Source organism: Flavobacterium sp. CG_23.5, assembly GCF_017875765.1.
GTDB lineage: Bacteria > Bacteroidota > Bacteroidia > Flavobacteriales > Flavobacteriaceae > Flavobacterium.
In genome coordinates this window covers 2,312,109-2,325,179 of sequence record NZ_JAGGNA010000001.1, presented here as the reverse complement: position 1 = coordinate 2,325,179, position 13,071 = coordinate 2,312,109, and the positions used below count along the sequence as shown (strand labels likewise).

The following is a 13,071-nucleotide window of genomic DNA, read 5'->3' as shown; positions in this document are numbered from 1 at the left end:
AATGCGTTTATTTTTCGAATTTAAAAATTGATATTAAGATTTACGAAATAGGTTCTTCCGTAACCGTAAAAATATTTGTTGCCAAAAGAGGGCGTAGCACTAGAAACATCCTGATTGCGTTGTCTGAAATTGGCATTTCTTGCCTGTTCATAACCGCCTGTTTTGTAGGTGGTATTCAGGACATTATTTGTACTCACAAAAAGCCCCACATTCTTGCCATAGATTCTCCAAGATTTACCGCCGGTTAGGTTTAACAAAGTCGTGGGATCAAATTTTTCCTGCTTCAATAATTCCTTAGCCCTTTCCTCCGTTGCTTCGGGGAAGTTGAAACCACTGGCCGGATTGGTATAAAAATGATTTGTTCTGGCTATTGGAGAAACATCAAGATAACTGTTATCCAAATAATTTATGTTGGCTCCAATCCACCAATATTTAGGATCGCGATACTCGATTCCTAACGCAAACGCCTGTTGTGGCATTCCCGCTTGTTTGTAGTTTTTTAATAGTGCCGTTCCAAAATCGAAAACGGGATTGGTATTTTCCAGCGAAGCCTCGGCATCATTCGTCACGGTAACATTTGGATTACTGTCATAAGTATATTGGCCAAAAGCCGCCGAAAAAGTAGTTTTTAAGGTGGGGTTAATTTGGTATTCCAGACTCAATTCGGCACCTAAATTCCTCTTGTTCAAATGTGTTAACGTCTGGCTCACAAAGGCGCTCGTGTTCGTATAACCCGCACCATCATCAAAAATCCCGTCGGCATAAAAGAAAGAAGTTTGGGTTGCATTTTTTATCGAGGTATAATACGCCGTTAATCTAGCTTTGAAAATGGGAGAACGGAAAACATAGCTCGCATCCAAACTGCTGATATTCTCGCTTTGCAGTCCGTCAACAACCACATTATTTAATCTCGAATTAGGAAAAGTATTTCGAATGGTTGGTGCTTTTGTCAAATGTGCTCCGTTAAAAATTAACAATTGCTTCCCTGAAATTTTGAAGGTAATTCCTCCTTTGAATCCAAAGTTTTCAAACAACACTTTTTCGCTTTTACCAAAAGAATTGGTTTCATATATTCCATTTTTATACAAGCCTTCCCTTTGATAATTGGTACTCGAAAAACTTTGCGCCAGATAAAATTCTACTTTATTATACGAGAATTTGAATTGGGTAAACGCGTCTAATGTGTTCGCCACATAATTGTAATTATAGCCATACTCATCTCCTACAACCACTTGCCTGTTTGGATTATTCAAATCCGATTGCGATTGATTTCCATTGTAAAATCCATCGATATCATCAAAATACAGCCCTCCCAATACATCTAAAACTTTCTGGTAATTATGAGATTTCAAGTTTTTAAAAGAACCTCCTGCATTCATGAAAACGGTCTCATTCAATTGCGTATTGAATATCGAAGTTGCCACCATCGTTTTATCATCATTTCGATCTTCGTAAAAAATATACTTACTTTTGGCCGGTTCATATCCAGAGATAGTGCCGTTTGATGCTACAATCGGACTTTGATTGGCCTGATACATGGCATTCCAATCGACTTGTGAGTTGGCTAAAAACAACGCTTTACTTTTCTCGGCATTCTGATAATCCGGCGTAAACTCTCCAGAAAATTCGCCATTATCTTTCGCATACATCGAACTGTAATAACTCGGCATTTTCCTGTAATACGTTGGATCCGGACTATTCGCATTTTGATAATCGAGATTAGAATTTCCTATTTTTCCAAATTGATACATCAAACTGGAATTCAAATTGGTATGGTCATTAATTTTAAAATAATGATTCAACATCACAATAGGTTCTTCGATAGTTTTCTTTCTCGAATTTCGCTTTTTCCCATTTTGAAAACCCCAATAAGAATTGTATTTTTCGCTTGTTAATTCACTGACTTCAGCTGTATTTGGAGAATTTTTTCCACGGGTATTTGGCGTATAAAAGGCCGTTACATTTAGCGAATTGGAATCGTTTAATTTTTTTTCGACACTTAAAAAAAGAGAATTTGCATCGTAATTTGTTCCTTCAAAATAGCCTTCGGTCGCCAAACGTTTTCCTGCCGAAACCACGAATGCCCAACCTTTATCACTCATTCCCGAAGCGCAAGTTCCCATCATGCGCCAACTGTAATTGGTATTAGTTCCGGAAAATGAAATTCGGGAACCGGGTCTGTAAATGGAGGCACGCGTATTGATTTCCTGTGTTCCAAGAATCCCTCCAAAAGTATAATCGGACGGAGAAGTGCCTACAGAAAATTCCTGATTTCGGGTTGCATCGTTTAATCCGCCCCAATCGCCCCATTGCGGTCTGCGATCGTATAGTTTATTCATCACCACACCATTAATCATCATCGTGGAATGCTCGCTGTCTAACCCCCGAATCCTGAATCGGGCCTGACCCCAATTGAACGCAGCCGCCTGTTGAAAAGCATCTTTGGAGGATTGTAAAAGCCCTGAAGTATTTTCGGAACCGCTATTGTCATCGCTAAAATCGCTTTCCGTCAGCGCGATTAAACTCCCTTGTTGTTCTATTGATTGGTCATCCTCTAAAGGTATTGTCCCCAGATCAAGCATTTGTCCTTCCTGTATTTCCACCGGATATAAAGCCTCTTTGAAACCCTGACTGTGAATAAGAATAAAGAGATTACCGCTCGGGATTTTTTCAAATTTAAAATTCCCATCGGCAGTTGTGAGTTGCATTAAATTAGTATTTTGGATAGTGACAACAACCAAACCTAAAGGGTTTTGGGTTTTGGAATCTATAATCTTTCCAAAAATTCCCGTTTCTTGCTGTGCAAAAGCAAATTTCATCTGTAGTATAAAGAAAAGCGCAACGTAAAATTTATTCATAAATATTTTTTGTTGAAATAAATGCATTGGAAAATATCCTTAAAAAGGAATAGCTGATTTGTTTTTGGTTCAATAAAAACCATAGCAAGAGCGTTCCAAATAGGAATAACAAACTGAAATTATCGGAAAATGAGTTTTGGAAAAATGTGGTGTTTTAAAATTCTAACAAAGTGTAAATTACTAATTGCTTGAATTCTAAGGCTAAAAATAGGAAAAAAACTATAGGTTTCTCAGATTTGGTAAAATAATTCTCATAAAAAAAATCCGAAGCATTTAAAAACGATTCAGATTTATGAAAATAGGCACGATAAAAAGAGGCTTTATTTTTATTGAATTGCTTTAATCCGGGAAACCATAAATGCAATCAGAATTCCAAAAACTCCAATGAAAGCAAATGAAAATCGCAAACCAAATAATTCGGCAATGTAACCAATAACTGGCGGTCCCATTAAAAAACCAAGGAAACTAACGCTGGAAACTATGGTTAATGCTTCTCCGGGAGGAACTGTTGGGTTTTTTCCCGCAATACTGTAAATCGTAGGAACAATAGTGGAAACTCCGAGTCCTACAAACATAAAGGCAATAGTAGATGGAATTAAATACGGAAAAAATACTGAAGTAAAAAGTCCTGCTGAAATCATGATGCCGCTAATTTGCATTACCGGTTTTCTTCCAAATTTATGAATCAAACCGTCTCCAAAAAATCGTCCTCCAGCCATCATAATCATAAACGAAGTGTACCCCAAAATCACTAACGGTCCTGGCGCTTTAATGACATCTTTGAAATAAACACCACTCCAATCAAACATCACGCCTTCGCTTGCCATGCAACAAAAACCAATTACACCCAACCAAATCAAGGCACTATCTGGTTTTGTGAATAATTTTTTCTTTTCGGTTTTGATGGTTTCCTTCGCTTTTATCAAAAATTTAAAGTTAAAAACCATCAACAAAAGAACGATTCCGCCAACAATCATAAAATGAATTAAGGGCGTGAGTTTTAATGCCAACATTCCTATTCCCACCAAGGCACCCAGAAATCCGGCCAAACTCCACATACCGTGAAACGATGACATTATTGTTTTTTTAAAAAGCTCTTCGGTGTAAACGCCTTGCGTATTTACTGCAATATTTGACAAGTTTCCAAAGATTCCAAAGAATAATAATCCCAATGACAGTTGCCAAGAAGTTATAGCCAACCCTAAACTAGACAAGGATAAAACATATAATAAAAGGGAAAAAATAAGAATGCGGTGGCTTCCAAAACGGGTGACTAATTTTCCTGAAAAAGGCATAATAATTAATTGTCCCAATGGAATTGCAAATAAAATCGTTCCTAATTCTCCTGATCCTAAATGCAACGCGGTTTTTATATCCGGAATTCTGCTGGCCCAAGTGGCGAAACACAAACCCATTCCAAAATAAAACATCGAAACAGCCCATCGGATTCTGTTCAAGTAGGAAAGCTTCGCGTTTTTATATGTTTTCTTGTATTTTGCTTTGGTTTTAAACCGAGATATAAAATTTAAATCTATCAAAAGAATTTGTTTTATGATTGATGGAGCAAAAATACAAAAAGCAATGATTCAATTTATATCAGGGTTTGTTTACCCAATAAATACATCGTTATTGTTTATAAAAACCACGAATTAATTCTGAAAAGTAATCTCTGCAAATTCGCGGTTAATTTTATAAATCAATTGCTTTTTTCTGGGCATTGCTTTGGATTGCCGCTTCAATAATTTGCATGACACGAACTCCATCCTGAGCCGTTACCGGTTCTTGTGTATCATTTGAAATAGATTGATAAACCCCTTCAAAAAAATCATAGTAATTCCCTTGAAGCGTTTCAATATTGGCAATAAAGACATCGTTATTAATCTGCGTATGGAGAATCCCTTCTTTGCTCTTGGATTCTGTTCCCCAAGTATCGAGGTTTGGTTTTTTTCCCAATTTCAAATCATCTTCCTGCACATCGCCACGCGGCTTCAGGAAAGATCCTTTTTTTCCATGAATCACATAAGATGGAATAGGTTCTCTGACAAAAAAACCCGCTTTTAATCGGACTCTAAAATCAGGATAATAAAGCAAAATATCGATGTAATCATCCACCAAAGAATGTTCTCTCGTGATTCGGATATCGGCAAAAACAGCTTTGGGTAAACCAAATAAATACAACGCCTGATCAATTAAATGCGGACCTAAATCTTTTAGAATTCCTGCACCGGAATTGGCACTTTCCTTGTGCTGCTTCGGACTTAAAAGTGGATTGTATCGGTCAAAATGGAATTCGGCTTCCACGATTTCGCCAAGAACCTCATCTGAAAAAATTTTCTGCACGGTTTTGAAATCACTGTCCCATCTCCTGTTTTGGAAAACCGCTAATTTCAATCCTTTTTCTTTGGCCAATGCCGCTAATTCCTGCGCTTGAGCGACTGTTGTTGTAAATGCTTTTTCGACAATGGCATGTTTTCCGGCCAGCAATACTTTTTTAGCATATTCATAATGCGTTTCCACCGGCGTATTTACGATGACCAAATCAACATCGTCTTCGAGTAAAGCTTCAATCGCGAAATAACTTTTAACCGTTGGGTAATCCTCGCGTATCAGTTTTTTAGTTCTTTCCCAAGCACCTACCAGTTCAAATCCCGGGTGAAAATTGATAAACGGCGCATGGAATACTTTTCCGGACATCCCGTAAGAAAGCAGGGCAGTTTTTATTTTTTGCATGGTACGGTAATTAATACTAATTTGAAAAGTTAAACACGAATTTCACGAATTTACACTAAATAATTGGTGCAAATTCGTGAAATTCGTGTTGAAATATTGTACTACTAAATTTTGGCTCTATCATATTGTTTTGGCCATGACACATCAGCATTAAGTGCTGTCGCAAATGTCAAACCTAAATTTGGATTTCTTAGCGATTCTCTGGCAAACAAAACCAAATCCGCTTTTCCTGATACAATGATTTCTTCTGCCTGAGTGGCTTCGGTGATCAAACCCACGGCTCCAGTCATTATTCCAATTTCCTTTTTTATTTGTTCTGCAAAAGGCACTTGATATCCAGGTTCCAGCAGAATTTGTTGGTATGAAACTGCTCCACCGGAAGAAACGTCGATTAAATCCACGCCTTTTTCTTTTAGTATTTTCGAAAGCTGTACTGATTCTTCAATATTCCATCCGCCTTCAGCCCAGTCTGTAGCTGAAATTCTAACAAATAAAGGCAAATCTTTTGTCCATTTCGATTGTACCGCTTCGACTACTTCAAGCGTTAATCGGATTCGGTTTTCAAAACTTCCTCCGTATTCATCGGTTCTAAAATTGGACAAAGGCGAAAGAAACTGATGCATTAAATAGCCGTGTGCCGCATGAATTTCCATTACTTGAAAACCCGCTTCCACTGCTCTTTTGGTAGCCGATTTAAAATCAGAAACTACTTTTTGGATTCCTGTTTTGTCCAATTCTATTGGTGGTTTTTCATTATCATGATATCCCACAGCACTTGGTGCTACGGTATCCCAACCGCCTTGATCAATTGGCACCTTACGTCCACCGTTCCATGGGGATGCTGCACTGGCTTTTCGTCCGGCATGCGCCAATTGTATTCCCGGAACCGAGTTTTGGCTGATAATAAATTGATTGATAATTTTCATTTTATCCATTTGCTCGTCTTTCCAAAGACCTAAATCTTCGGGGGAAATTCGACCTTCAGGGGAAACCGAAGTCGCTTCCTGAATTATCAATCCCGCACCGCCACTGGCGCGACTGCCTAAGTGTACGAGATGCCAATCATTGGCAAAACCATCAGTTGCTGAATATTGACACATTGGAGAAATAGCAATTCTATTTTTAAGGGTAATGCTTTTTATTTGAAGAGGAGAAAATAATTTTGAGGACATAAAGTAGGTTTTAAAGTGACGATAACGAGAAATATTCGTTTCAAAAAAGTAAAGTTAAGGTACATAGACGAAAGTAAAAATTGAAATTCTATTAATTAACAAACATTTAAAACGCTATGGAACAATTATTGTAAATTAAACAAATAGAAAACCTTACTTTTGTAAGTTGTAAAAGAACTAAAATTAAAAAATGGACATATTTATAAAGCTTTCTCAATTTTTATTGAGCTTATCATTACTTATTATACTTCACGAATTAGGACATTTTATTCCTGCTAAATTATTCAAAACCAGAGTCGAAAAATTCTACTTATTTTTTGACGTTAAATATTCCCTTCTAAAAAAGAAAATTGGCGAAACCGAATACGGTATTGGTTGGTTGCCTCTAGGTGGTTATGTGAAAATATCCGGAATGATCGACGAAAGTATGGACAAAGAACAAATGGCTTTGCCTCCACAACCTTGGGAATTTCGTTCTAAGCCGGCTTGGCAACGTTTGATTATCATGCTAGGTGGTGTTACGGTAAACTTCATATTGGCCTTTATAATTTATATTGGAATGGCATTTGCTTATGGCGATACGTATATTGCCAATGCGGATTTGAAAGACGGTCTTTTGATTGAAAATAAAGCCATGCAAAATGCAGGTTTCATGACAGGAGATAAAATCCTAGCCGTAGATGGTGAAAAAATAGCCAAATTTGACAATGAGATCAATGCCAAAATTGTAATGGGTAAACAAATTCTTATTGAAAGAAATGGAACCCAACAAAAAATAAAAATGCCCGCTGATATTATCGATCAATTGTCAAAATTTGAAAAAGGACCTATTGTTTCTATTAGAATTCCTTTTGTCATTGGAGCCGTTGCCGCTGAATCTAAAAATACGATGTTGCAGCCCAAAGATATTTTTATCTCGCTTAACGGTGAAAAAACAAAATACCTTGATGAAGCCAAATTAGTTTTAGCAAAAAACAAAAACAAAACCATTCCTGCCACTATCATTAGAAATCAAAAAGAAGAGCGCATCAATGTGGTTGTTTCCAAAGAAGGAACTTTAGGTGTACAATTAGGAGGCTTAGGCATGGACTCTTTGGAAAAACTTGGGTACTACAAAGTGAGCAAGCAAGAATTTGGTTTCTTGGAGTCTTTTCCTGTTGGAATTACAAAAGGTAAAAACCAATTAATAGGATACGGAAAACAGTTAAAAATGATTTTCAGTCCAAGTACCGGCGCTTACAAACAAGTAGGTGGATTTAAAGCAATATTTGATATTTTCCCTAGTTATTGGAGTTGGGAAACTTTTTGGTCCATAACGGCAATCTTATCAATAATGCTTGGAGTTATGAACTTATTGCCTATTCCTGCACTCGATGGAGGTCATGTAATGTTTTTGTTATATGAAATTGTAAGCGGTAAAAAACCAAGTGACAAATTCCTAGAGAATGCACAAATGGTTGGTTTCGTATTACTTATCACACTGTTACTATTTGCTAACGGAAATGACATTTACAAGGCAATCGTTGGGAAGTAAAAAAAATTAAAAAAAGTTGGGTTTTTATTTGCACAAACCAAATGATACTCTATCTTTGCACCGCTTTAGAAATGTAACACACGTTACTTTTTATCGCTCAGTTTCCTTCTTAGCTCAGTTGGTTAGAGCATCTGACTGTTAATCAGAGGGTCCTTGGTTCGAGCCCAAGAGAGGGAGCTTTTTAAAAAGACTTTACAGCAATGTAAGGTCTTTTTTGTTTTATATACTTTACGCAAAATATTTTGATAAAATATAGATCACCATCCAGTAAGACAGAATTTCTAATCTGTTAATTCTAAGCAAATTTAAAATACTACCTTGTCTTTTTAAATCCTCTTTTACTATCTTTAAATCAGCATAACTTTTTTCTAAAGATAAAAATCATACTCATGAAGAAAATCACCCTAGTTTCTCTTTCAATTATATCCTTCCTATCTTTCAGTTGCGATGCGCAGTTAAAATCTAATGACATCCCCATAAAAGACGAAGTAAAAAACTATAAACTCCTAACCGTGGCCTCCGATATTGCTATTCCTTGGGGAATGACTTGGTTGCCAGACGGCAGCATGTTAGTTACCGAAAAAAGTGGTATTTTATATCACATCAAAAATGGTACAAAAACAGAAATCAAAAATGTTCCAAAAGTATATTCTCGTGGACAAGGCGGATTGTTAGATATTGTTTTGCATCCTGATTATGCTACAAATGGCTGGCTTTATATGACGTATGCTTCCGATGAAGGCGAAGGTACCGGCGGCAACACTAAACTCATTCGAGCAAAATTATTGGACGAAAGTCTAACCCAAATCGAATCACTTTACAAAGCCACTCCCAACACTACAAAAGGACAACATTTTGGATCCCGAATTGTATTTGACAACGATGGTTATTTGTATTTCTCCATTGGAGAGCGCGGTGAGCATTTCGTAAATCCGCAAGATATTAAACGCGATGGCGGAAAAATATACCGTTTAAATGACGATGGAAGCATTCCTAAAGACAATCCATTTGTTGGCTTGACCGGAGCAAAAGAAGCTGTTTTTACCTATGGAAATCGAAATCCGCAAGGAATGGCAAAAAATCCCGTAACAGGAGCAATTTGGGCACATGAACACGGTCCTCAAGGTGGAGATGAAATCAACATCATAAAGAAAGGGGCTAATTATGGATGGCCTGTTGTTACTTATGGCATCGATTATGACGGAACAACAATTAGCAAAGAAAACGAAAAGCCAGGCATTGAAAAACCTATTTATTATTGGCTGCCTTCCATCGCTCCAAGCGGAATGGCTTTTGTTACCAGCGATAAATATCCGGACTGGAAAGGACATTTACTGGTAGGATCTTTGAAATTTCAATATCTTGAATTGGTAAAACTGAAAGGAAACGAAGTTATCGGCAGACAAAAAATAGCAACAGACATTGGCCGAGTGCGTAATGTGGCAGAAGGTCCGGACGGCTATATTTACATGGGTGTGGAAGGAAAAGGAATTGTCAAAATTATACCAAATTAAACGATGCTAACAACGAAATTATTTTTGGGATTTGGAGTATTTGTATTGGGAAGCATTTCATTCGAAAACCATTTTCAACATGAAAAGTATATTGACTTGAATACTAAAACGGCTATTATTTCAAAATTTCAATCAACCGGAAAAGAAATTTATGCTGATTTTTGTATGCAATGTCATGGTGCCAATGGCAAGGGCGATACTAAAAACTTCCCTCCTCTCGCTAGTTCTGATTGGTTAAAAAAGAAAAGAAATCAAAGTATTGCTGCTGTGAAATTTGGACAAAGTGGCGAAATAACTGTCAATAAAATTAAGTACAATAGCAGCATGCCAGCCATGGGACTTTCGGATCAGGAAGTTGCCGATGTGATGAATTACATCATGACTTCTTGGAGCAATAAACAAACGAAAGTCGTTACAGCGAAAGAAGTCGCTGCCATTAAAAAATAAAACACGGACTTGGGATTGCTATCTAAAAAAGATATGCGACTGAAAAACCTCCATAATAATTGACGGGATTTCCGGGATAAAAATAACGTGGAGCAGCAGTACCAAAACCTATAGCGTTAGGCAAAATATTAGCTGCATATTTCGAGTCAAATACATTATTAATTCCGGCATTCAACTCTGTTTTCAGGATTTTAAGAATCGTAAAAACGTACGTCGTTTTAATATCAAGCAACGAATACCGTTCACTGTATTTTGTATTGGAATCATTCAACGGAATTTTGCCCATCGTTCGGAAAGAGGTGTTGACACTAAATCCGTTTTTTGTGGTTAAATCTACTCCAAAATTAAATTGCTTTTCGGGAACGCCCGTAAGTTGGTTTCCCGAATAATCAGCATCACCATCCAAAAATTCTTTGAATTTAAAATTATTCACCGATGCTGAAAAATAAGGAGTGATTTGAAGTTGGGTCAGTTCTAAAAGTTTATAATTCACCAATAATTCTAACCCTGAGTGGGAACTACTTCCCGCATTAATCCCCACAAACTGATCATTGGCAGTGCGTCGTGCCACCAATAAATTTTTAATTTGTGCGGTATAAAACGTTACTTCGGTGTATAGTTTATTTGTAAGCCAATTTCCTTTGAAACCCAATTCATAATTCCAACCTATTTCTGGTTTCAAATCGGTGTTTATTTGACCTTCAGGAGTCAATGTTTCAGCGACTGATGGAACCGAAAATCCTTTGCTGATTGATGTAAATATATTTTTTCCTTTGCTTGCTTGATACGACAAACCAACTCTTGGTGACCAAACATTTCCAAAAGTAAATGGCATTTTTTGACTATTAGCATTATTTTCGAAAACATCTTCTAACGAATATTTAGTAACGTTGAACGCCATACCCGTTTCTAAATGTAGCTTTTCTGAAATCCAAAGTTCCATCTGTAAAAAGTAGTTTCCGTACTGTCTATTTTGCTTGATAGTGCTGAACGCATCGCCTTTTATACTGCCTTGACCCGGTTGCGATTGGTACAAATTTTTAAAAAGGGAATACTCGTATTTTTCAGTTAGCAATTCGGTACCTAAACTCATTTCAAAGGGTAACGAAAAAATTTCGTCTTTAAAATTGACATGGGATCGAAAACCTACCGCACTTGTTTTATCATCTAAAATATCAAAAGGTCTGGGTTCGTAAGCGTCTTTAAAATTAGAAAAAACACTAGTTTGTAGCGACCATTTTTCGGAAAATTGATGGTCGTATTTCAATCCGAGTAGCAATTTATCATACGACTCAAAACCTTGTGCCGCTGCCCAAGTGGCGGCTGCCTTCTCCGGATTATTTTTCAAATCGGTTTCATTAATAGAACTCGGAATAAATGCTTTCAAACGGGTGAAAATGCCTAAAAAGGACAAATTCCCTTTGGAACTTATTTGTTGCTTGCCGTGTAGGTTGAATGTTTTCCGTTTATAGGAACTGTTGGCTCTAAATCCATCCGTTTCTAAATCCGCGTAACTGGCAAATAGATTTACTTTAGCATCACTGTATCCTGCCGAAAGTCGTTGCTGTAACAAACCAAAACTTCCAAAAGTAACCGTAGATTTGCCAAAGGATTCTAACAAAGGAGTTTCTTTTGAAAACAATTGAATCACTCCACCCAAACCAGAACCAAAACTAGTGGAATTTGGTCCTTTTATAATTTCCAGTTTTTCGACTGAGGCTAAATCAATATCGTCAATTGTGGTTTCGCCTTCACCGGAACTCAATGGAATCCCATCAAAATAGGCTTTTATTTTATTAGTTCCGTATTGCGATCGCGCACCTATGCCACGAATAGTAATCCTGTTGGTATTCAAAGCACCTTGCTGCATGGTAACGCCGGGGATTTTGTTTAAAACCGGAGTCAATATAATTCCGTCACTTTTATTGATATCAGCCGCAGTAATCACCGAAACGGAGGAAGCAGCATTTTGAAGCACATTCTTGATAGGCGAACCCTTCAAGGTGATTTCTGAGAGTGTTATAGTATCTTTTTTTATTTGCCCCAAAACAGCAGTAGCACTACATAAAAAAAGAAGCAAAGAAAGGGAGTTTTTGAACAATTGTTTGGTATTTAGATACATAAAAACTTTTATAAAGTTAGCGTTTTCTTTTATCTTACAAAACAGCGTACAAGTTGAAATTCGGTTTGTGGAAGCAACGATTAATTTATACTTACCCAAAAAGCATCACAAGACTACCAGCATTGATGGTCTTTGTTTCTGACTTTTACCACTTCATTCCTATATAATTCCAAAATAAAATCACTTCATCACATTTGCATTTAAGACTTGATTTTATTCTTTTACTCTTGCCTTAGCATTTAATTTAAAAAAAAATCAACCCTTTACGGTTTCCCGTAAAATACCTACAATCGAGTACCTTATGTTTGTAACGATTTAAGCAATTGGTTTTGAAAAAATTCCAATAAATCAGAAAAATAAACCGATAAAACTTTGGAAACAGCGTGCTGATTTAGGGAAGTTCCAAAAACCGAATTCATTTGTAATTTGTTCTTGAGTGAAACATTTTGCTGACCAAATCCGGTAGAGCTTCCCTCCAAAGTTTATTTTAAAATATTTTATTGCTTTTCGGCTTACCATTGTTATGATGGGGTTTTGGTTAACAATTGTCGTAAAGTGAAAAAGAGACTATCGGAAACGGTGGTCTTTTTTGCTTTTAGGACATTCCAGTCGCCAAAAAATAATTAGGAGCTACTCCCGCTCTACGCTGCACTCTTATTCCTATCCTTGTTTTTTCTACGGCCAAAAAGGAGCT

At 36.9% G+C, this 13,071-nt stretch carries 8 protein-coding genes and 1 tRNA gene; 4 read left to right on the top strand and 5 right to left on the bottom strand.

From position 1 onward, the window contains the following. Positions 1-20: 20 nt before the first annotated feature. From H4V97_RS09995 to H4V97_RS09980, 4 genes are all read right to left on the bottom strand, one after another. A complete protein-coding gene (locus H4V97_RS09995) occupies positions 21-2,858 on the bottom strand; it encodes a carboxypeptidase-like regulatory domain-containing protein (protein ID WP_209549633.1) in 2,838 nt (945 codons plus the stop codon). Between the two features lie 326 nt (positions 2,859-3,184). After that, positions 3,185-4,396, bottom strand: a complete 1,212-nt coding sequence (locus H4V97_RS09990) for an MFS transporter (protein ID WP_209549632.1) — start codon at positions 4,394-4,396, stop codon at positions 3,185-3,187. 151 nt (positions 4,397-4,547) lie between these two features. Next, positions 4,548-5,588: a Gfo/Idh/MocA family oxidoreductase gene (locus H4V97_RS09985; protein ID WP_209549631.1), complete on the bottom strand. Its 1,041-nt coding sequence runs from the start codon at positions 5,586-5,588 to the stop codon at positions 4,548-4,550. Positions 5,589-5,692: 104 nt separating this feature from the next. After that, entirely contained in the window at positions 5,693-6,760 is a 1,068-nt protein-coding gene (locus H4V97_RS09980) for an NADH:flavin oxidoreductase/NADH oxidase (protein WP_209549630.1), read from the bottom strand. Positions 6,761-6,950: 190 nt separating this feature from the next. Here H4V97_RS09980 and rseP point away from each other — a divergent pair, with 190 nt between their 5' ends. The 4 genes from rseP to H4V97_RS09960 all read left to right on the top strand — a co-directional run bounded on the left by rseP (position 6,951) and on the right by H4V97_RS09960 (position 10,255). Then, on the top strand, positions 6,951-8,294 hold the full coding sequence (rseP, locus tag H4V97_RS09975; protein WP_209549629.1) for an RIP metalloprotease RseP: 1,344 nt from the start codon (positions 6,951-6,953) through the stop codon (positions 8,292-8,294). A gap of 103 nt (positions 8,295-8,397) precedes the next feature. Continuing rightward, a tRNA-Asn gene (locus tag H4V97_RS09970) sits at positions 8,398-8,471 on the top strand. Between the two features lie 212 nt (positions 8,472-8,683). Next, the gene (locus H4V97_RS09965; RefSeq protein WP_209549628.1) at positions 8,684-9,808 is read left to right on the top strand and encodes a PQQ-dependent sugar dehydrogenase; all 1,125 of its coding nucleotides are present in this window, start codon (positions 8,684-8,686) and stop codon (positions 9,806-9,808) included. Positions 9,809-9,811: 3 nt separating this feature from the next. Further along, positions 9,812-10,255, top strand: coding sequence for a c-type cytochrome (locus H4V97_RS09960; RefSeq protein ID WP_209549627.1), 444 nt, complete (start codon positions 9,812-9,814; stop codon positions 10,253-10,255). Positions 10,256-10,277: 22 nt separating this feature from the next. On the opposite strand, the gene H4V97_RS09955 is transcribed toward H4V97_RS09960, so the two are convergent. After that, positions 10,278-12,377 (bottom strand): TonB-dependent receptor family protein, encoded by a 2,100-nt coding sequence (locus H4V97_RS09955; RefSeq protein WP_209549626.1) that lies wholly within the window; start codon positions 12,375-12,377, stop codon positions 10,278-10,280. Between the last annotated feature and the right edge of the window lie 694 nt (positions 12,378-13,071).

What these genes read in the sequence shown, in the direction of transcription:
- H4V97_RS09995 (WP_209549633.1), bottom strand. Translation starts at nt 2,858, where the DNA reads ATGAATAAATTTTACGTTGCGCTTTTCTTTATACTACAGATGAAATTT.
- H4V97_RS09985 (WP_209549631.1), bottom strand. Translation starts at nt 5,588, where the DNA reads ATGCAAAAAATAAAAACTGCCCTGCTTTCTTACGGGATGTCCGGAAAA.
- H4V97_RS09980 (WP_209549630.1), bottom strand. Translation starts at nt 6,760, where the DNA reads ATGTCCTCAAAATTATTTTCTCCTCTTCAAATAAAAAGCATTACCCTT.
- rseP (WP_209549629.1), top strand. Translation starts at nt 6,951, where the DNA reads ATGGACATATTTATAAAGCTTTCTCAATTTTTATTGAGCTTATCATTA.
- H4V97_RS09965 (WP_209549628.1), top strand. Translation starts at nt 8,684, where the DNA reads ATGAAGAAAATCACCCTAGTTTCTCTTTCAATTATATCCTTCCTATCT.
- H4V97_RS09960 (WP_209549627.1), top strand. Translation starts at nt 9,812, where the DNA reads ATGCTAACAACGAAATTATTTTTGGGATTTGGAGTATTTGTATTGGGA.
- H4V97_RS09955 (WP_209549626.1), bottom strand. Translation starts at nt 12,377, where the DNA reads ATGTATCTAAATACCAAACAATTGTTCAAAAACTCCCTTTCTTTGCTT.